This window comes from Sphingomonas sp. GC_Shp_6 (assembly GCF_026540835.1).
Lineage (GTDB): Bacteria > Pseudomonadota > Alphaproteobacteria > Sphingomonadales > Sphingomonadaceae > Sphingomonas.
Genome location: NZ_JALNUO010000004.1, coordinates 233718 through 252081 on the forward strand (window position 1 = coordinate 233718; position 18364 = coordinate 252081).

Consider the following 18364-nt stretch of genomic DNA (forward strand, 5'->3'; position numbering starts at 1 on the left):
TTACCCCTTCATCCGGTTGACGTCGTCGACCGCGATCGTGCCGCGGCCACGGAAATAGATCACCAGGATCGCCAGGCCGATCGCGGCCTCGCCCGCCGCGACGGTCAGCACGAACATCGCGAACACTTGCCCGACCAGATCGTGCAGATAGGCCGAGAAGGCGACGAGGTTCAGGTTCACCGCGAGCAGGATCAACTCGATCGCCATCAGGATGACGATCAGGTTCTTCCGGTTGAGGAAGATGCCGAGCACGCCGAGCGTGAACAGGATCGCCGCGACGACCAGATAGTGGACGAGCCCGATCACAAATCCATTCCTTGGCCCACGACGGGCTTCATGTTGCGCGTGGCATCCTGCGGACGGCGCGCGACCTGGCGGCTGATGTTCTGCGCCTTCACGCCGCCGCGCTGGCGGTGGGTCAGCACGATCGCGCCGATCATCGCGACGAGCAGCACGAGCCCCGCACCTTCGAACACGAACAGATAGCGCGTGTAGAGCAAATTGCCGATCGCCTGGATGTTGGGCACGGCGGCATCGATCGGCGCCGCGCGGCGCGCGAGCTGGATCGGGCCGGTGCTCCACGCGCCCACCGCGATGAACACTTCGGCGGCGAGCGCCACCGCGATGGCGAGGCCGATGCCGAAATAGCGCGCCACGCCACCGCGCACCGTCGCCACGTCGATGTCGAGCATCATCACCACGAACAGGAACAGCACCGCGACCGCACCGACATAGACGATGACGAGCAGCATCGCGATGAACTCGGCACCCACCAGCACCATGAGCCCCGCGGCGTTGAAGAACGCCAGGATCAGCCACATCACCGAATGGACCGGATTGCGCGAGGCGATGGTCATCGTGGCACTCACCACGACGACGAAGGCGAACAGATAGAAGGCGAATGCCTGGATCACGCTTCAGGCCCCCCGACTGCCCATGATTCGAACGACGCGGCCATTACCGGTACGGCGCATCGGCGGCAAGGTTCGCCGCGATCGCGCTTTCCCAACGGTCGCCATTATCGAGCAGCTTGGCCTTGTCGTAGATCAGCTCCTCGCGCGTCTCGGTCGAATATTCGTAGTTCGGCCCCTCGACCACCGCGTCGACCGGGCAGGCCTCGGCGCACAGGCCGCAGAAGATGCACTTGGTCATGTCGATGTCATAACGCGTCGTGCGCCGCGAACCGTCGTCGCGCGGCTCGGCCTCGATCGTGATCGCCTGCGCCGGGCACACCGCTTCGCACAGCTTGCACGCGATGCAGCGTTCCTCGCCGTTGGGATAGCGGCGCAGCGCATGTTCGCCACGGAACCGCGGCGACACCGGGTTGCGCTCGAACGGATAGTTGATCGTCGCCTTCGCCTTGAAGAAGTAGCGCAACGTCAGCGCATGCGCCTTCACGAACTCCCAGAGGGTGAACGCCTTGATATATCGCGCGATCATGATCCGAACCCTACGCGCATCGCCATCAGCACGCCCGAGACGAGGAAAACCCAGAACAGCGAGACGGGAAGAAAGACCTTCCAGCCCAGCCGCATCAGCTGATCGTAGCGATACCGCGGCACGGTTGCCTTGATCCAGCTGAACACGAAGAAGAAGCCGAGCATCTTGAGCAGCAGCCACACGATGCCGGGCACGTAATAGAGCGGCGCCCAGTCGAGCGGCGGCAGCCATCCGCCCCAGAAGAGCGTGGCATTGAGCACGCACATCAGGATCACGTTGGCATATTCGCCGAGCCAGTAGAGCGCGAAGCTCATCGAGCTGTATTCGGTCTGGTAGCCCGCGACGAGCTCGCTCTCGGCCTCGGCCAGATCGAACGGCGCGCGCTGAGTCTCGGCCAGGCTCGAAATCAGGAACATCACCGCCATCGGGAAGAGCAGCGGGTTGGCGGCGAAGCCGTTCGCCCAGCCATAGAGTCCCTTCTGCGCCAGCACGATGCCCGACAGGTTGAACGTGCCCGACCACAGCACGATCGAGATGAGGATGAAGCCGATCGCCACCTCATAGCTCACCATCTGCGCCGCGGCGCGAAGCGCGGAGTAGAAGGGATATTTCGAGTTCGACGCCCAGCCCGCCAGGATGATGCCGTAGACGCCGAGCGACGAGGTCGCCAGCACGTAGAGCAGGCCAACATTGATGTCCGCCAGCACCACCCCGGCCTGGAACGGCACCACCGCCCACACGATCAGCGCGACCGTGAAGGTGATGATCGGTGCGAGCAGGAACAGGGTGCGGTTCGCCGCCGAGGGGATGATGGTTTCCTGGAGGAACACCTTCAGCCCGTCCGCGAAGCTTTGCAGCAGGCCGAACGGCCCGACCACATTGGGTCCGCGGCGTAGCGCCATCGCCGCCCAGATCTTGCGGTCGGCATAGATAATCATCGCCACCGACAGCATCAGCGGCAGCGCGATGACGAGGATGTAGATGAGGTGCGCGACGAACCATCCGAAGCCGAAGCCGAGCCCGCCCTGGATCCACTCGGTCATTCCGCCGCCTCCGCGAAGTCTTCGCCGTGGAGCAGTTCGGCCGAGCAGCGCTGCATCGTCGGCGATGCGCGGCAGATCGCGTTGGTCAGATAGAAGTCCTTGATCGGATAACCCGCCAGCGTGCCCTCGCCCTTGGTGTCGTTCGCCGGCACCTGCCAGTCGAACCGAACGAGCGCCTGATCGCGCAGCGCGGGCACCGCGGCGTACATCGCCTCGCGAAGCCCCGCCAGGCTGTCGAACGACAGCGTCGCGCCCATCGCCTCGGATAGCGCACGCAAAATCGTCCAGTCCTCGCGGGCGTCGCCCGGTGCGAACACCGCGCGCTCGCCACGCTGGACGCGGCCCTCCAGATTCACCCAGGTACCCGATTTCTCGGCATAGGTGACGCCCGGCAGCACGACGTCGGCCGCGGCTGCGCCCTTGTCGCCGTGGTGGCCGATGTAGACCTTGAAGCCGGCGAATTGTGTGTAATCGACCTCGTCGGCGCCGAGGAAGAAGCCGAGCTTCGCCCCCATGACGTCGGCGATGCCGCCCTTCTGCGCATAGCCGAGCATCAGCCCGCCCATCCGCGACGCCGCCATATGGACGACGTTGAAGCCGTTCCACCCGTCCTTTATCAACCCCAGCGTTTCCACCAGCGCGAGCGCGGCACCGTGGCCGCCCTTCATGGCCGCACCGCCGACGATCACCATCGGCTTGGTCGCACCTTCGAACGCCTTGGTCACCGCATCGGGCAGCGCGCCCAGCAGCGCCAGATCGTCGCCCAGCCATTCGACCTTATAGGTCAGGTCGGTTTCCGGCCCGATCGCAAAGACCTTCGCGCCCTTCTTGATTGCCTTGCGCACGCGCGTGTTCACCAGCGGCGCTTCCCAGCGCAGATTGGTGCCGACGAGCAGGATCGCGTCCGCATCCTCGGTGCCCGCGATCGTGGTGTTGAAGTTCACCGCGGCCAGGCTCGACGTATCGTACGCCATCCCCGTCTGCCGCCCCTCGAGCAGCGTCGAGCCGAGCTTGGCGAGGAGCGCCTTGGCGGCATACATCGTCTCGCAATCGACCAGGTCGCCCGCGATCGCGGCGACGCTGCTGCCCGCATTCACCGCGACGATCGCGGCGAACGCCTCGTCCCAGCTCGCCGGCTGAAGCTTGCCGTTCACGCGGACATAGGGGCGATCGAGCCGGCGGCGGACCAGCCCGTCGATCGCATGGCGCGTCTTGTCGGTCGCCCACTCCTCGTTCACGTCCTCGTTGATCCGCGGAACGCAGCGAAGCACCTGCCGGCCACGGCTGTCGAGCCGGATGTTGGTGCCGACCGCATCCATCACGTCGATCGTGAGCGTCTTGCGCAGTTCCCAGGGCCGTGCCTCGAACGCATAAGGCTTGGAGGTCAGCGCGCCCACCGGGCACAGATCGACCACGTTGCCGGAGAGTTCGCTCTTCACCGCGTTTTCGAGATAGGAGGTGATCTGCATGTCCTCGCCGCGGTAGATCGCGCCGATCTCCTCGACGCCCGACACCTCTTCGGCGAAGCGGATGCAGCGCGTGCATTGGATGCAGCGGGTCATGACCGTCTTGACGATCGGCCCCATATATTTCTCGGTAACCGCGCGCTTGTTCTCGTCATAGCGCGAATGGCCGCGGCCATAGGCAATCGACTGGTCCTGCAGATCGCATTCGCCGCCCTGATCGCAGATCGGGCAATCGAGCGGATGGTTGATGAGCAGGAATTCCATGATGCCCTCGCGGGCGTTCTTCACCATCGGCGAATTGGTGAAGATCTCCTGCTTGTCCGCCGCCGGCAGCGCGCACGACGCCTGCGGCTTGGGCGGCCCGGGCTTCACCTCGACCAGGCACATCCGGCAATTGCCGGCGATGCTGAGGCGCTCGTGATAGCAGAAACGCGGAATCTCCTTGCCGGCAAGCTCGCAGGCCTGCAGCACGGTGGCACCCTGCGGCACCTCGATCTCGACGCCATCGACTTTGACTGTTGGCATTATTCGGCGGCTTCCATCATCGGCGACAGGTCGCCGCCGCGGTTCGCGGTGATGCGGCGTTCCATCTCGGGGCGGAAATGCTTGATGAGGCCCTGGATCGGCCACGCGGCGGCATCGCCCAGCGCGCAGATCGAATGGCCCTCGACCTGCTTGGTCACCTGCTGGAGCATGTCGATCTCGGACAGGTCGGCATCCCCGGTGCGCATCCGCTCCATCACGCGCCACATCCAGCCGGTGCCCTCGCGGCACGGCGTGCACTGGCCGCAGCTCTCATGCTTGTAGAAATAGCTGATGCGGCTGATCGCGCGGACGATGTCGGTGGATTTGTCCATCACGATCACCGCCGCGGTGCCCAGGCCCGATCCCACCTTCTTCAGCCCGTCGAAATCCATCGGGCAATCCATGATCTCGGCGGCCGGCACCAGCGGCACCGACGATCCGCCCGGGATCACCGCCAGCAGATTGTCCCACCCGCCCCGGATGCCGCCGCAATGCGTCTCGATCAGCTCGCGGAAGGTGATGCCCATCGCCTCTTCGACGACGCAGGGCGTGTTCACATGGCCGCTGATCTGGAAGAGCTTGGTGCCCTTGTTGTTCTCCGCGCCGAAGCTGGCGAACCAATCCGCACCGCGGCGCAGGATGGTCGGCGCGACCGCGATGGATTCGACGTTGTTGACCGTCGTCGGGCAGCCATAGAGCCCTGCCCCCGCCGGGAATGGCGGCTTGAGGCGCGGCTGGCCCTTCTTGCCCTCCAGGCTTTCGAGCATCGCGGTCTCTTCGCCGCAGATATAGGCGCCCGCGCCGCGATGGACGAACACGTCGAAATCATAGCCAGAGCCGCACGCGTTCTTGCCGATCAGCCCCGCGTCATACGCCTCGGCGACCGCGGCGAAGAGCACTTCGGCCTCGCGGATATACTCGCCGCGGATATAGATATACGCCGCCCGCGCACGCATCGCGTAGCCGGCGATCAGCGCACCCTCGATCAGCTTGTGCGGATCGTGGCGCATGATCTCGCGATCCTTGCAACTGCCCGGCTCGCTCTCGTCGGCGTTGATGACGAGGAAGTTCGGCCGATCGGGCTTTGGCTCCTTGGGCATGAACGACCATTTCGTGCCCGTCGGGAAGCCCGCCCCGCCGCGGCCGCGCAGGCCCGACGCCTTGATGACGTCGATGATCGCATCCTGGCCCTTGGCCATCAGCGCCTTGGTATCATCCCAATCGCCACGCACACGCGCCGCGTCCAGCTTCCAGGACTGAAAGCCGTAGAGATTGGTGAAGATGCGGTCCTTGTCGGCTAGCATCAGGCCCACTCCCCCCGATAATCGTGGTTCGCATCGACCATCGCCTTCAGCGAGGTCGGGCCGCCTTCGGGGCAGCTCGTCTGGCGGCCGATCGTCGAGCCGGGCTTGGGGTGCTCGCCCTTGGTCAGCGCATCGAGCACCGCCAAGGTGCGATCATAATCCAGATCCTCGTAATTATCGTCGTTGATCTGGACCATCGGCGCGTTCGCACAAGTGCCGAGGCATTCCACCTCCGTCAGCGTGAACAGGCCGTCGGGGGTGGTGCCGCCCTTGACCAGTCCGCGATTCTTGCACGCCGCCAGCACGTCGTCGCTACCCGCCAGCATGCACGGCGTCGTGCCACACACCTGAACATGATAGCGGCCGACCGGCGCCAGGTTGAACATCGTGTAGAAGGTGACAACCTCGTACACGCGCATATAGGGCACGCCGATCTGGCGCGCGACGAACTCGATCACCGGCACGGGCAACCATCCCTGCGTCTGCGTCTCCGCCCCCACCTGGCGCTGCGCCAGATCGAGCAGCGGCAGCGCGGCGGATTGCTCGCGTCCCTTGGGATAGCGGCCGAGGATCTCGTTTGCCTTGGCCTGGTTGGCGTCGGTCCAGGCAAAGCCGCCCCAGCGCGCGCGCATCTCGGCTTCGTCGGGGATCTTGGGTGCTTCAGCCATCAGCGGTCACATTCACCAAAAACGATGTCCATCGCGCCCAGCACCGCGGTGGTGTCCGCGAGCATATGGCCCTTCATCATGAAGTCGGCCGCCTGGAGGTGGCTGAACGCGGTCGGGCGGATCTTGCAGCGATAGGGTTTGTTCGACCCGTCGGCGACCAGATACACGCCGAACTCGCCCTTGGGGCTTTCCGTCGCGACATATACGTCGCCCGCGGGGACGTGATAACCCTCGGTGTAGAGCTTGAAATGGTGGATCAGCGCTTCCATCGACCGCTTCATGTCGCCACGCTTGGGCGGGCCGACCTTGCGGTCGAGCGTCATGATCGGACCTTCGGGCATCTCGGCGAGGCACTGTTTCATGATCCGCGCCGACTGGCGGACCTCTTCCACGCGCACCATGAACCGGTCGTAGCAATCGCCGCGCGTGCCGACCGGCACGTCGAACTCCATCCGGTCGTACACGTCATAGGGCTGCGACTTGCGCAGATCCCAGGGAATGCCCGCCGCGCGGATCATCGGGCCCGAAAAGCCCCAGGCGATCGCATCGTCGCGGCTGACCGTCGCGATGTCGACGTTGCGCTGCTTGAAGATGCGATTGTCGACCACGAGGCTCAGCGCATCCTCGAACAGGCGCGGCAGCCGCGTGTCGAGCCAGTCGGCAATGTCGGTCAGCAGCTTCAGCGGCACGTCCTGGTGCACGCCGCCGACCCGGAAATAATTGGCGTGCATGCGCGCGCCAGAGGCGCGTTCGAAGAAATTCATGCAGTCTTCGCGGATCTCGAACAGCCACAGGTTCGGCGTCATCGCGCCGACGTCCATGACGTGCGAGCCCAGATTGAGCATATGGTTGGAAATGCGCGTCAGCTCGGCGAAGAACACGCGCAGATATTGCGCGCGCAGCGGCACCTCCAGATCGAGCAGCTTCTCGACCGCCAGCACGTAGCTATGCTCCATGCAGAGCGGCGAACAATAATCGAGCCGATCGAAATAGGGCAGCGCCTGCGTGTAGGTCTTGTACTCGATCAGCTTCTCGGTGCCGCGGTGGAGCAAGCCGACATGCGGATCGACGCGCTCGACGATCTCGCCGTCCAGCTCCATCACCAGCCGCAGCACGCCGTGCGCGGCGGGATGCTGCGGGCCGAAATTGATCGTGTAGTTCTGGATCGTTACGTCGCCGGTCGTCGGATCGGCCGCATCGGTCTCGTGGAGCACCTGATCGACATAGGTGCCGATGCCGCCGCTCGCGTCGGTGGTGATGGTATCGCTCACTGGTTCTGTCCTGCGCCCTTGGTGGGCGTCACGTCGGGATCGACCGGCTTGGGCGCCGCATCGGCACCCGCCTGGCCGGCACCGGTCTGATCCGAGCCGCCCACGTCCTTTTTGGCATAGCCCTCGCTCGGCGCAGCAGGCGCCTTGGTCGCGCTCTGCGCGGCATCGGCCTTGCCGACCGCATCGGCCGAGAGCGGCGTCGGCGCACCCTTGGCCTCCGGCAGCGCCGCCTTCTCGTCGCCGGGCAGCGCATATTCGGCGCCTTCCCATGGGCTCATGAAGTCGAAGGTGCGGAAATCCTGCGCGAGCTGCACGGGCTCGTACACGACGCGCTTTTCCTCCTCGGAATATCGCAGCTCGACATAGCCCGTCATCGGGAAGTCCTTGCGCAGCGGATGGCCCCGAAAACCATAATCGGTCAGGATCCGGCGCAGATCCGCGTTGCCCGCGAACAACACGCCGTAGAGATCATAGACCTCGCGCTCGAGCCAGCCGGCGACCGGCCACAGCCCCGTCACCGACGGCACCGGGTTCTCGTCGTCCGCCGCGACATGCACGCGAAGACGATGGTTGCGCGTGAGCGAGAGCAGGCAATAGACCACTTCGAACCGCTCGGCGCCGCGATCGGGGTAATCGACGCCCGCGATTTCCATCAACTGCTGATATTCGAGGCCCGGCGTATCCCGTAGCGCCATCATCGCCGCGACCAGCGCGTCGCGGCGCACATGAAGCGCGACCTCGCCGACATGCTCAACCGCGTCGAGCAAAGCCGCGCCGATCGCGCCGCGTGCGGCCTCGATCGTCGCGCCGTTCAGGTCCGCGGCCCAGGCGGGTGCCGGCGCCCTCATCGCTCGATGCTCCCGCTGCGGCGGATCTTCCGCTGAAGCTGCATGATACCGTATAGCAAAGCCTCGGCGGTGGGCGGGCAGCCGGGGACGTAGATGTCCACCGGCACGATCCGGTCGCAACCGCGAACGACGCTATAGCTGTAATGATAATAGCCGCCGCCATTGGCGCAGCTGCCCATCGAGACGACGTATTTGGGCTCCGACATCTGGTCGTAGACCTTGCGGAGCGCCGGCGCCATCTTGTTGCACAGCGTGCCCGCCACGATCATCACGTCCGACTGGCGCGGCGAAGCGCGCGGCGCCGCGCCGAAACGCTCGAGGTCGTAGCGCGGCATGTTGACGTGGATCATCTCGACCGCGCAGCAGGCGAGGCCGAACGTCATCCACCACAGCGAGCCCGTGCGCGCCCACTGAAACAGCTCCTCGGTCGAGGTGACGAGGAAACCCTTGTCGGTCAGCTCGCCGTTCAGGCTGTCGAAGAAGCCCTGATCCGGCGGCAACACCTCACCGCGAACGGCGGGTGCGGGCGTGAGCTCTACTCCCAATCGAGGGCTCCCTTCTTCCAGGCATAGGCAAGGCCCAGCGCAAGCTCTGCAATAAACACCATCATCGAGATCCAGGCCGTCCAACCCAGCGAAAAAACGCTGACTGCCCAAGGATATAGGAACGCCGCCTCGAGATCGAAGACGATGAACAGAATGGCAACGAGATAAAAGCGCACGTCGAACTGGCTGCGCGGATCCTCGAACGCGGGAAAGCCGCATTCATATTCGGACAGCTTGGCGACGGTCGGCTTATGCGAGCCGGTCAGGCGCGACACCAGCATCGGCAGCAGCACGAACGCGCTCGACAGCGCGAGCGCCACGCCGAGGAACAGCAGGATGGGCAGATATTGCGACAGGTCGACCAAAGGGTTTCTCGCAGGTGCGAAGTGATGCGTCGGCTTTAGGCAAATGGCCGGGTGCGGGCAAGGCTGGAGGCCGTGAGAATCACTCGCAACACCACCGGCCCGACACCCGCCCGATCAGCGCAGCGCGCCCGCCACCAGCTTGTGAAGGCGCGAATGGATCTGGTCGTTCGCGGCGAGATACTCGTTGCGCTCGTTCGCGCGGTCGCCGCCGCGGAAATCGGTAACGAAGCCGCCGGCCTCCTTGACGAGCAGCACGCCCGCCGCGGTATCCCAGGGCTTCAGCCCCGATTCCCAATAGCCGTCATATCGCCCCGCCGCGACCCAGGCGAGGTCGAGCGCAGCGGCGCCGAACCGGCGGATACCCGCCACTTCGGGAGCGACCGCACCGAAGATGCGGCTCCACTGGACGAAATCGCCATGGCCGAGAAACGGAATGCCCGTGGCGATGAGCGCATCGGGCAGTTCGCGCCTCGACGACACGCGCAGCCGCTGGTCGGTGAGCCACGCGCCGCGCCCCTTTTCGGCCCAGAAGCTCTCGTCGGTCAGCGGCTGGTAGACGAGCGCCGAGGTCACCTCGCGCTTGCCATTCGGCAACACCTCCTCGACCGCTATCGAGATCGCGAAATGGGGCAGCCCGTGGAGGAAGTTCGACGTGCCGTCGAGCGGATCGACGATGAAGCGCGGTTTGGAGGGATCGCCCGCCACCTCGCCGCGCTCCTCCATCAGGAACCCCCAATCGGGGCGCGCGTGCGAAAGTTCCTCGTAGATCGTCTGCTCGGCTTGCTTGTCGGCCATGGACACGAAATCCGCCGGCCCCTTGCGGCTCACCTGCAGGTGCTGGACCTCGTTGAAGTCGCGGCGCAGCTTCGGCGCGGCCTTGCGTGCGGCGCGCTCGATGACGGTCATGATACCGGAATGGGAAGGCATGGATCGCTCCTGGCGAAAACATTGTATCCCCGTTCGCTCTGAGCCTGTCGAACGGCCTGCCAAGCGCGGTGGCGCCTGACGGCATGTGCTTCGACAAGCTCAGCACGAACGGAGTAAACAGCCGCACGGTAGGCGGCTGGGGATCAGTCGGCGCGCCTTACGTACGTCTGCTCGTAGACGTCGACCACGATCCGCGTGCCAGCGCCGATATGCGGCGGCACCATCACGCGCACGCCGTTGTCGAGCACCGCGGGCTTGTAGCTGGACGAGGCGGTCTGCCCCTTCACCACCGCGTCGGCCTCGACGATCGTGGCTTCGATCGTGCTCGGCAGCTCGACCGAAATCGGCCTGTCGTCATAGAGTTCGAGCACGACATCCATACCGTCCTGCAGGAACGCCGCGGCGTCGCCTAGAATGCCCGCGTCGAGCGTGATCTGCTCGTAATTGTCCTTGTCCATGAAGGTCAGCGCGTCGCCGTCGCGGAACAGGAACTGGAAATCCTTGGTGTCGAGCCGCACACGCTCCACCGTCTCGGCCGAGCGGAAGCGCACGTTGTTCTTGCGGCCGTCGATGAGGTTCTTCATCTCGACCTGCATATAGGCGCCGCCCTTGCCGGGCTGGGTGTGCTGGATCTTCACCGCGCGCCAGATGCCGCCTTCATATTCGATGATGTTGCCCGGACGGATGTCCACGCCGCTGATCTTCATGGGATACCTGCTGGAAAGAGCGAGGGGGCGTTCCGCTTGTCACGAAAAACCCGAAGGCGGCGCCTTAGCCGGGGAGCCGCCCGGCGGCAAGCAGGGGGAAGGGATCGACGTCCGTCCCCTGCCACCAATGCTCGCCCGGCTGCATCCGCGCCATCCCGAAATGGAGGTGGAAATTGCCCGCGCCGGCATCGCCCGTATCGCCGACGAAGCCCAGCGAGTCCCCCGTCCTGACCGCCATCCCTTCATGCACGCCCGGCGCATAGCCCGCCAGATGCGCGTAGTAATAGGTCCAGCGCCCGTCTGGCGAACGGACATAAAGGGTGGTGCCGCCCGCCGCGCTCTGGAACAGTTTCTCGACGCGACCGGGCGCGGCGGCGATCACCGGGGTGCCCGCGGGCGCCGGAATGTCGGTGCCGTGATGCTGGCGCGTGCCGCCGTCGCGGGCATCGCCCCAACTGTCGTACAAGGCCGCCCGCGCCACGCCCGAGACAGGAACGATCAGCCCGGGTCCGCCCGGCACCGGGGCGGCAGCTACGGACGCGGGCACCGGGGCCGGCGCCCGCGTCAGCGCCGCACGGATGCGACTTCCGTCGGTCACCCCGAACGAGGTGAGCGACAGGAAGCCGACGAGCGTCACCAGGATCAGCCCCAATATTCCCCAGCCGAGCCGAGTCACGCGGCTATTCCTCAAACACCGCCGGGGTGCCCGGCTTGACCATCAGGGCCAGCCGCGCCGCGTTCCAATTGGCCAGCCGCACGCAGCCATGGCTCGCGGTCCGCCCGATCAGCGAGGGTTCGGGCGTGCCGTGGATGCCGTAATGTTCCTTGGAGAGATCGAGCCACACCACGCCGACCGGGCCGTTCGGCCCCGGCGGCAGCATCGCCTTCTTCTCGCCCTTCTTCGCATCCCAGAACAGCGCGGGGTTGAAGTGGAATTTGGGGTTGGTGTCGGCGCCGTAGATCTTCCACGTGCCGAGCGGCAGCGGATCGTGCGTGCTGCCCGTCGTCACCTGGAACTGCGCGACCAGCTTGCCCTGCGCATCCAGCACGCGCAGCACCTTCTTGGATTTGGACACGACCACCTTGGCGGCCTGGGGCTGGGTCGAATCGACGTTCAGCATGGCGAGCGTCTCGCGCCATTCCGGCTTCAGCTTGGGGTCATAGGCGCGGCCCGTCGTCACAGCGTCGGGGAAGACGACCTTCACGCCCGGCGCCAGCTTCGTGCCCGGCGCGTTCAGCTCGCGGATCACGTCGGGCGTGGTGTGGAACATCTCGCCCAGCTTCTCCATCGGATCGCGGTAGCCGAGCGCCGGCAGCTTCGCCTGCTGGTCTTCGCCATGCGGGATGTTGGGCGTGTACGGGCCGGCGAGGATCGCGGGATCGAGCGTCACCGTCACGGTGGGCCGGATGTCGCGATAGGCCGCGAGCGCCTTCAGCGTCTCGGGATCGATCTTGCCGGTGATCGGCAGGCCGCGGCTCTCCTGGAAGCCATTCAGCGCCGCGGTGAGCGACATGCCCTCGCGCCCGTCGAGGATGCCGGGCGAGAAGCCGAGATGATCGAGGATCACCTGAACGTGCAGGATCGACGGATCGAGCGCGGGCTTTCCGCCCGGCGTCGGCTGCGCGGACGCGGCGGCAGCCGGCGTCGCGGCCGGCTGCTGCGCCGCCAAGGGGATCGCCACCGCGGCGATCGCAGCCGCCCCCGTCGCCAAGGCCGTCATCATACGCAACATCGTCCACCCCTTCGCATTTTATCCGGAGCGACAACAACCGGGGCCGCCGCTTGTTTCCGCGGCGAAACGTCTTCAGCCGAGGATCGCGGCGAACGCCTGCACCGCCGCGGCCTCGTCCCCACCCCACACCGCATGGCTGACGGCGAGGAAATCGGCGCCCGCCTTCACCAGCGGCGCGGCATTGGCGGGCGTGATCCCGCCGATCGCGACGCACGGCATCTCGAACAGCGTCGCCCACCAGGACAGGATCGAGCGATCCGGGGTGTGGCTCGTCGTCTTGGTCACCGTGGGATGGAAGCTTCCGAACGCGACATAATCCGCCCCCGCCTCGCCCGCTTCCATCGCGAGATGGCGGCTGTCGTGGCAGGTGACGCCGATCTGGGCGTTGGGGCCGAGTTCCAGCCGCGCCTCGCGCGGATCGCCATCGTCCTGCCCCAGATGGACGCCGTCCGCGCCGAGCCGTTTGGCCAGCGCCACGCTGTCGTTGACGAGGAACGCCACGTCGCGGTCGGCGCAGATCCGCTGGAGCGGCTCGGCGAGCGCCGCGGCGGCGTGCTGGTCGACATCCTTCACGCGGAACTGGAACGCCGCCACCGGCCCGGCGTCGAGCGCGCGCGCCAGTCGATCGGGAAAGCCGTCGCCCACCGCGAGCGGCGAGACGAGATAGAGCTGGCACGGCGGCCGGCGGATGTCGCGCGTGAAGGCCGCGGCGAATTCGGGATCGAGCGGGCCCAGGGGATCGTCTTCAGTCATCCCGCCCGCCTAGCGGCTCGAAGGGGCCGGCGAAAGCCGCTCGATCGCCGCGACGAAAGCGGCGGGATCGTCCAGCCGGTGCGCGATCGCGATGATTCCGTGCCGGCCGGGGCGCGGTTCGGTCAGGTCGACGATCACATTGGGAAGGCGACGAGCGAGAGTTTCAGCAGCGTGCGCGCTTTCAGCGCCTGGGCGTCCCATTCGGTGCGGAGGCCAGCGATGGTCGATACCGGTATGGTGACGGACTTGAACGTGCCGACGCGCATCACCAGCCGCTCGGCATCGAGCAGCACCGGCCGCCGCTTCATCGCGGCGATCGCGACGCCCAGCCAGATCACGCCCGCCGCCGTGAGCAGCGACAGCAATGCCGCCGCCGCCGCGTTCAGCAGCAGCGAGACGAGCAGATGGACGAGCAGCAGTTCGAGGATCGAGATCCCGGCCAGCACCCAGAGCATGGGCGCCACTGAGCGGTGATAGTCGAACCGCTGCTCTTCCATCCGCGGTTACATCTTCACGGTCGAGGCGCGGTAGATCGCGCCGATCGCGGTGGCGAGCGTGCGGTCGAATTCGGCGTCGTCCATCCCGTGGCGCAGATCCTCGAGCAGCGCGCGGCTGAAGCTCGCGATCAGGCCATGATTCTTGGCGAGTTCGGCACAGGCCTCGTCGCGCGAATAGCCACCCGACAGCGCCACGACGCGGGCGACGCGGTGATGGCCGATCAGATCGGCATAGAGGTCGGGCTCGGCCGGGATCGTCAGCTTCAGCATCACGCGCGCGTCGCCCGTGAGCGCATCGAGCCCACGACGCAGTTCGTCGTGCAGCATCGTCTCGGCGGCGGCGCGATCGGGGCTTTTGAGCGACACTTCGGGCTCGAGGATCGGCATCAGCCCGTGGCCGGCGATCTGCGCCGCGATCTCGAACTGCTGCGCGACGATCGCCGCGATGCCGGTAGCCGAGGCGCTCTTCACCACCGATCGCATCTTGGTGCCGAACACACCCAGGCTCTTGGCGCGCGCCAGCAGCGGATCGAGCCCGGGGATCGGCTTCATTAGCTGAACGCCGTCCGCCTCGTCCTCCAGCCCCTTGTCCATCTTCAGCATCGGCACGACGCCACGGTTCCACAGCGCGGTCGGCACCGGCACGCCGTCGGCCTCGCCGTCCATGGTGCGCTCGAACAGGATCGCCGCCAGGATGCGCGCGCCGGTGAACGACGGCGCGGTGATGATCCGCACGCGCATCTGGTGGATCAGGTCGTACATCTGCTCGTCGTTCGACCAGCCATCCTCGGGCACGCCATAAGCCTTCAGGGCGCCGGGGGTGGAGCCGCCGCTCTGGTCGAGCGCGGCGATGAAGCCCGCACCGCTCACCATCTGCGCCATCATTACGTCGTGCTGCGAAGTCATGGTCGATCCCTCTCGATGGTCGCGAAGGGGTCACCCTCGTCCGCCAGGTGGTCCCGCCTTATCGACGCGCTCCGCTCGCCGCAACGCCGCCGTGTTGACGGCGGCGGCCCCGCGGATCATCCTGCGCGCCGGGGGAACGATCATGACGAGAATGGGCTTCATCGCCGCGGCGCTCCTGCTGGCGTCATCGGCATCGCTGCCGGCGAAAGAGCCGCGCGTCGGCGACGCGGCGCCCGAATTCGAGATGACGCTGATCGACGGCAGCAAGGTCCATCTGGCCGACCTGCGCGGACAGGTGGTGGTGCTGAACTTCTGGGCGACATGGTGCGGCCCGTGCAAGCGCGAGCTGCCGCTGCTCGATTCCTATTACCAGCTCCGCAAGCCGAACGGCCTGCGCGTGTTCGCGGTGGCGACCGAGGATTCGCTGTCGCCCTATCAGTTGAAGCCGCTGTTCGCGAAGATGACGATCCAGTCGGCGCGCCGGATCAAGGGGCCCTATGGCGTGATGGGCGCGCTGCCGACCAACTATGTCATCGATCGCGCCGGCACGATCCGCTACGCCAAGACGGGCGCGTTCGATCTCGACGATCTGAACGCGCTGCTCGTGCCGCTGCTGCGCGAGGCGCCGCCGGCGGGCTGAATCAGCCCATCAGCGCCGCGACGCCGGGCAGCGCCTGCCCCTCCATCCATTCGAGGAACGCGCCGCCCGCGGTCGAGACGAAGGTGAAGTCGCCCGCCACCCCGGCATGGTTGAGCGCCGCCACCGTATCGCCGCCACCCGCCACCGACACGAGCGTGCCGTCCTGCGTCAGCGCCGCGGCGATCCGCGCGAGCGCCACCGTTGCCACGTCGAAAGGTGTGGTCTCGAACGCACCCAGCGGACCGTTCCACACCAGGGTGCGGCAATTCTTCAGCACGTCGCCCAGCGCCTCGACCGCCGCGGGCCCGATATCGAGGATCATCTCGTCGGCCGCCACCTCGTGCACGTTGACGGTGCGCGTCGGCGGGTCGGCGCGGAATTCCTTCGCCACCACCACGTCGTACGGCAGATGCACGGTGCAGCCGGCGCGCTCCGCGGCGTCGAGGATCGAATCCGCGGTGCCGGTCAGATCGTGCTCGCACAGCGACTTGCCCACGTTCACGCCGCGCGCCGCGAGGAAGGTGTTGGCCATCCCGCCGCCGATGATGAGGTGATCCACCTGCCCGACCAGATGCTTCAGCACCGCGAGCTTGCTCGACACCTTGGCCCCGCCGACCACCGCCGCCACCGGATGCTCGGGCGCGCCCAGCGCCTTTTGCAGCGCGTCGAGCTCGGCCTCCATCGCGCGGCCGGCAAAGGCGGGCAGCGCATGCGCCAGCCCCTCGGTCGAGGCATGCGCGCGGTGCGCCGCGGAAAAGGCGTCGTTGACGTAGAAATCGCCGAGTTTTGCCATGTTCGCAATCACTTGCGGGTCGTTCGTCTCTTCGCCTGCGAAGAAGCGGGTGTTCTCCAGCACCGCGATGTCGCCCGGCTGCATCATGGCCACCGCATCCTCGGCGCCGTCCCAGTCGACGAAGCGCACCGGCCGCCCGAGCAACCCGGCATAGGGACGCACCACCATCGCCAGAGACATGTCCGGGTGACGCTGCCCCTTGGGGCGGCCGAAATGCGCGAGGACCAGCACGATCGCGCCCCGGTCCGCCAGCTCCGTGACGGTCGCGACCGTGGCGCGCAGCCGGGTGTCGTCGGTCACCTGACCCTCGGCCATCGGCACGTTCAGGTCTTCGCGAACGAGCACCCGCTTGCCCGCGATCTCGCCCATATCATCGAGCGTCTTGAACGGCTTGGTCATGGTTCTTCGATCCCGATTGCATCACCGATGGCGATCGTGCCACCCACCTTCACCCGCGCACAGGCGCCGCCGCGCCAATCGGGCAGCAACGCCGCCTTCAGGCCGGGCGCCAGCGCTTCCATCCGCTCGCACGGATCGGTTTCGCGCGTGATCTCCAGCACCACCTCGGCGCCGATCCGCAGCCGGACGCCTGGAACCTGCGGCAGGTCCAGCCCCTCGACGAGCAGGTTGGAGCGCCGTTCGGACCAGGCGATGGTGTGGCCCACCTCCGCCATCGCCGCCTCCCAGTCGATCCGCTCGATCAGCGTCACCTGCCGCCGGCCCTTGCCGCCAGGCTTGATCGTGCCGCGAAAATCGCCCTGGATCCCGCCCTCCACCGTCACCGTGACCGTCTCGACCGTCTCCATCGGCCCCTTGGGGCGGCCATGGCGCGCGATGCCGATCAGGCGACCCGTCACCAGCCCGGCCTCAGACGAACGCGGCCATCGCGGTCGCGGTGTCGACCATGCGGTTCGAGAAGCCCCACTCATTGTCGTACCAGCTCAGCACGCGCACGAGCTTGCCGTCGATCACCGCGGTCTCCAGGCTGTCGACCGTCGAGCTTTGCGGCGAATGCATCAGGTCGATCGAGACGAGCGGCTCGTCGGTATAGACGAGGATGCCCTTCAGGGGCCCCTCCTCGGCCGCGGCCTTCAGCACCGCGTTCACCTCGTCGCGCGTCGTATCGCGCGAGGGGGTGAAGGTCAGGTCGATCATGCTGACGTCGGGCACGGGCACGCGGATCGCGGAGCCGTCGAGCTTGCCCTTCAGTTCCGGCAGCACCTCGGCCACGGCGCGCGCAGCGCCCGTCGTCGTCGGGATCATCGACATCGCGGCAGCGCGCGCGCGGCGCAGATCGGGATGGATCTGGTCGAGGATCTTCTGGTCGTTGGTGTAGGCGTGGACGGTCGTCATCAGCCCGCGCTCGATGCCGATCGCGTCGTTCAGCACCTTGGCGACGGGCGCCAGGCAATTGGTGGTGCACGACGCGTTGGAGACGATGTGGTGCCCCGCCTCCAGCTTGTCGTCGTTCACGCCGTACACGACGGTGAGATCGACGCCCTTGGCCGGCGCCGAGATCAGCACCTTCTTGGCGCCGGCATCGATATGCTTCTGTGCGCCGGCGCGATCGGTGAAGAAGCCGGTGCATTCCAGCACGATCTCGACGCCCAGTTCGGCATGCGGCAGGTTCGCCGGATCGCGCTCGGCGGTCACGCGGATGCGCTTGCCGTCCACGACGAGGTCGTTGCCGTCCGCGGACACGTCGCCGGGGTAGCGGCCGTGCACGCTGTCGCGGCTGAACAGCCAGGCGTTCGACTTGGCGTCGGCCAGATCGTTGATCGCGACGAGTTCCAGTTCGCCGCCCTTTTCGAGCAGCGCGCGCGCGACGAGGCGGCCGATGCGCCCGAATCCGTTGATCGCAACCTTCACCGTCATGGCAGAACTCCCCGTCAAACCTTTGATATTGCACAATATATTCGTGCCGGACGATCTC

The 18364-nt window shown here is 66.5% G+C and carries 23 protein-coding genes; 1 reads left to right on the forward strand and 22 read right to left on the reverse strand.

The window, feature by feature from the left end; translation table 11 throughout:
- The 19 genes from nuoK to OXQ95_RS07520 all read right to left on the reverse strand — a co-directional run bounded on the left by nuoK (position 1) and on the right by OXQ95_RS07520 (position 14998).
- Entirely contained in the window at positions 1-306 is a 306-nt protein-coding gene (gene nuoK / locus OXQ95_RS07430) for an NADH-quinone oxidoreductase subunit NuoK (protein ID WP_242096947.1), read from the reverse strand.
- Positions 303-914: an NADH-quinone oxidoreductase subunit J gene (locus OXQ95_RS07435; RefSeq protein ID WP_242096946.1), complete on the reverse strand. Its 612-nt coding sequence runs from the start codon at positions 912-914 to the stop codon at positions 303-305. Before OXQ95_RS07435 ends, nuoK begins: the two co-directional genes overlap by 4 nt.
- Positions 915-957: 43 nt before the next feature.
- On the reverse strand, positions 958-1440 hold the full coding sequence (nuoI, locus tag OXQ95_RS07440; protein WP_242096945.1) for an NADH-quinone oxidoreductase subunit NuoI: 483 nt from the start codon (positions 1438-1440) through the stop codon (positions 958-960).
- Complete coding sequence (nuoH, locus tag OXQ95_RS07445; RefSeq protein ID WP_242096944.1) at positions 1437-2483, reverse strand: NADH-quinone oxidoreductase subunit NuoH; 1047 nt, start codon at positions 2481-2483, stop codon at positions 1437-1439. Before nuoH ends, nuoI begins: the two co-directional genes overlap by 4 nt.
- Positions 2480-4474, reverse strand: a complete 1995-nt coding sequence (gene nuoG / locus OXQ95_RS07450; protein WP_267381013.1) for an NADH-quinone oxidoreductase subunit NuoG — start codon at positions 4472-4474, stop codon at positions 2480-2482. The genes nuoH and nuoG overlap by 4 nt, the downstream gene beginning before the upstream one ends.
- Positions 4474-5778 carry an NADH-quinone oxidoreductase subunit NuoF gene (nuoF, locus tag OXQ95_RS07455; RefSeq protein WP_267381014.1) on the reverse strand — a complete coding sequence of 435 codons (1305 nt, stop codon included), beginning with the start codon at positions 5776-5778 and terminating at the stop codon, positions 4474-4476. The genes nuoG and nuoF overlap by 1 nt, the downstream gene beginning before the upstream one ends.
- Positions 5778-6446: an NAD(P)H-dependent oxidoreductase subunit E gene (locus OXQ95_RS07460; protein ID WP_267381015.1), complete on the reverse strand. Its 669-nt coding sequence runs from the start codon at positions 6444-6446 to the stop codon at positions 5778-5780. The genes nuoF and OXQ95_RS07460 overlap by 1 nt, the downstream gene beginning before the upstream one ends.
- Positions 6446-7681, reverse strand: coding sequence for an NADH-quinone oxidoreductase subunit D (locus tag OXQ95_RS07465; protein ID WP_242097068.1), 1236 nt, complete (start codon positions 7679-7681; stop codon positions 6446-6448). Before OXQ95_RS07465 ends, OXQ95_RS07460 begins: the two co-directional genes overlap by 1 nt.
- A gap of 32 nt (positions 7682-7713) precedes the next feature.
- Entirely contained in the window at positions 7714-8565 is an 852-nt protein-coding gene (locus OXQ95_RS07470; protein WP_267381016.1) for an NADH-quinone oxidoreductase subunit C, read from the reverse strand.
- Entirely contained in the window at positions 8562-9110 is a 549-nt protein-coding gene (locus tag OXQ95_RS07475) for an NADH-quinone oxidoreductase subunit B (protein ID WP_242096939.1), read from the reverse strand. Before OXQ95_RS07475 ends, OXQ95_RS07470 begins: the two co-directional genes overlap by 4 nt.
- Entirely contained in the window at positions 9101-9475 is a 375-nt protein-coding gene (gene ndhC / locus OXQ95_RS07480) for an NADH-quinone oxidoreductase subunit A (RefSeq protein ID WP_242096938.1), read from the reverse strand. Before ndhC ends, OXQ95_RS07475 begins: the two co-directional genes overlap by 10 nt.
- Positions 9476-9589: 114 nt before the next feature.
- Complete coding sequence (locus OXQ95_RS07485; RefSeq protein WP_242096937.1) at positions 9590-10402, reverse strand: inositol monophosphatase family protein; 813 nt, start codon at positions 10400-10402, stop codon at positions 9590-9592.
- A 143-nt stretch (positions 10403-10545) separates the two neighbouring features.
- Positions 10546-11109, reverse strand: coding sequence for an elongation factor P (efp, locus tag OXQ95_RS07490; protein ID WP_242096936.1), 564 nt, complete (start codon positions 11107-11109; stop codon positions 10546-10548).
- Positions 11110-11173: 64 nt separating this feature from the next.
- Positions 11174-11785, reverse strand: coding sequence for a M23 family metallopeptidase (locus OXQ95_RS07495; protein ID WP_267381017.1), 612 nt, complete (start codon positions 11783-11785; stop codon positions 11174-11176).
- A gap of 4 nt (positions 11786-11789) precedes the next feature.
- A complete protein-coding gene (locus OXQ95_RS07500; RefSeq protein WP_242096934.1) occupies positions 11790-12842 on the reverse strand; it encodes a L,D-transpeptidase in 1053 nt (350 codons plus the stop codon).
- A gap of 72 nt (positions 12843-12914) precedes the next feature.
- On the reverse strand, positions 12915-13595 hold the full coding sequence (thiE, locus tag OXQ95_RS07505; protein WP_267381018.1) for a thiamine phosphate synthase: 681 nt from the start codon (positions 13593-13595) through the stop codon (positions 12915-12917).
- A gap of 9 nt (positions 13596-13604) precedes the next feature.
- Positions 13605-13733 (reverse strand): hypothetical protein, encoded by a 129-nt coding sequence (locus tag OXQ95_RS07510; RefSeq protein WP_267381019.1) that lies wholly within the window; start codon positions 13731-13733, stop codon positions 13605-13607.
- Complete coding sequence (locus tag OXQ95_RS07515; protein ID WP_267381020.1) at positions 13730-14092, reverse strand: hypothetical protein; 363 nt, start codon at positions 14090-14092, stop codon at positions 13730-13732. Before OXQ95_RS07515 ends, OXQ95_RS07510 begins: the two co-directional genes overlap by 4 nt.
- Before the next feature lie 6 nt (positions 14093-14098).
- Entirely contained in the window at positions 14099-14998 is a 900-nt protein-coding gene (locus tag OXQ95_RS07520) for a fructose bisphosphate aldolase (protein ID WP_267381021.1), read from the reverse strand.
- A gap of 142 nt (positions 14999-15140) precedes the next feature.
- Between OXQ95_RS07520 and OXQ95_RS07525 the strand changes: the two genes are divergently transcribed.
- On the forward strand, positions 15141-15638 hold the full coding sequence (locus tag OXQ95_RS07525; protein ID WP_242096930.1) for a TlpA disulfide reductase family protein: 498 nt from the start codon (positions 15141-15143) through the stop codon (positions 15636-15638).
- Between the two features lies 1 nt (position 15639).
- On the opposite strand, the gene OXQ95_RS07530 is transcribed toward OXQ95_RS07525, so the two are convergent.
- The 3 genes from OXQ95_RS07530 to gap all read right to left on the reverse strand — a co-directional run bounded on the left by OXQ95_RS07530 (position 15640) and on the right by gap (position 18306).
- On the reverse strand, positions 15640-16830 hold the full coding sequence (locus tag OXQ95_RS07530; protein WP_267381022.1) for a phosphoglycerate kinase: 1191 nt from the start codon (positions 16828-16830) through the stop codon (positions 15640-15642).
- Positions 16827-17237, reverse strand: a complete 411-nt coding sequence (locus tag OXQ95_RS07535; protein ID WP_267381116.1) for an MOSC domain-containing protein — start codon at positions 17235-17237, stop codon at positions 16827-16829. The genes OXQ95_RS07530 and OXQ95_RS07535 overlap by 4 nt, the downstream gene beginning before the upstream one ends.
- A 61-nt stretch (positions 17238-17298) precedes the next feature.
- Entirely contained in the window at positions 17299-18306 is a 1008-nt protein-coding gene (gene gap / locus OXQ95_RS07540) for a type I glyceraldehyde-3-phosphate dehydrogenase (RefSeq protein ID WP_267381023.1), read from the reverse strand.
- Between the last annotated feature and the right edge of the window lie 58 nt (positions 18307-18364).

What these genes read in the sequence shown, in the direction of transcription:
- nuoI (WP_242096945.1), bottom strand. Translation starts at nt 1,440, where the DNA reads ATGATCGCGCGATATATCAAGGCGTTCACCCTCTGGGAGTTCGTGAAG.
- nuoH (WP_242096944.1), bottom strand. Translation starts at nt 2,483, where the DNA reads ATGACCGAGTGGATCCAGGGCGGGCTCGGCTTCGGCTTCGGATGGTTC.
- nuoG (WP_267381013.1), bottom strand. Translation starts at nt 4,474, where the DNA reads ATGCCAACAGTCAAAGTCGATGGCGTCGAGATCGAGGTGCCGCAGGGT.
- nuoF (WP_267381014.1), bottom strand. Translation starts at nt 5,778, where the DNA reads ATGCTAGCCGACAAGGACCGCATCTTCACCAATCTCTACGGCTTTCAG.
- OXQ95_RS07460 (WP_267381015.1), bottom strand. Translation starts at nt 6,446, where the DNA reads ATGGCTGAAGCACCCAAGATCCCCGACGAAGCCGAGATGCGCGCGCGC.
- OXQ95_RS07470 (WP_267381016.1), bottom strand. Translation starts at nt 8,565, where the DNA reads ATGAGGGCGCCGGCACCCGCCTGGGCCGCGGACCTGAACGGCGCGACG.
- OXQ95_RS07485 (WP_242096937.1), bottom strand. Translation starts at nt 10,402, where the DNA reads ATGCCTTCCCATTCCGGTATCATGACCGTCATCGAGCGCGCCGCACGC.
- efp (WP_242096936.1), bottom strand. Translation starts at nt 11,109, where the DNA reads ATGAAGATCAGCGGCGTGGACATCCGTCCGGGCAACATCATCGAATAT.
- OXQ95_RS07500 (WP_242096934.1), bottom strand. Translation starts at nt 12,842, where the DNA reads ATGTTGCGTATGATGACGGCCTTGGCGACGGGGGCGGCTGCGATCGCC.
- thiE (WP_267381018.1), bottom strand. Translation starts at nt 13,595, where the DNA reads ATGACTGAAGACGATCCCCTGGGCCCGCTCGATCCCGAATTCGCCGCG.
- OXQ95_RS07515 (WP_267381020.1), bottom strand. Translation starts at nt 14,092, where the DNA reads ATGGAAGAGCAGCGGTTCGACTATCACCGCTCAGTGGCGCCCATGCTC.
- OXQ95_RS07520 (WP_267381021.1), bottom strand. Translation starts at nt 14,998, where the DNA reads ATGACTTCGCAGCACGACGTAATGATGGCGCAGATGGTGAGCGGTGCG.
- OXQ95_RS07525 (WP_242096930.1), top strand. Translation starts at nt 15,141, where the DNA reads ATGACGAGAATGGGCTTCATCGCCGCGGCGCTCCTGCTGGCGTCATCG.
- OXQ95_RS07530 (WP_267381022.1), bottom strand. Translation starts at nt 16,830, where the DNA reads ATGACCAAGCCGTTCAAGACGCTCGATGATATGGGCGAGATCGCGGGC.
- OXQ95_RS07535 (WP_267381116.1), bottom strand. Translation starts at nt 17,237, where the DNA reads ATGGAGACGGTCGAGACGGTCACGGTGACGGTGGAGGGCGGGATCCAG.
- gap (WP_267381023.1), bottom strand. Translation starts at nt 18,306, where the DNA reads ATGACGGTGAAGGTTGCGATCAACGGATTCGGGCGCATCGGCCGCCTC.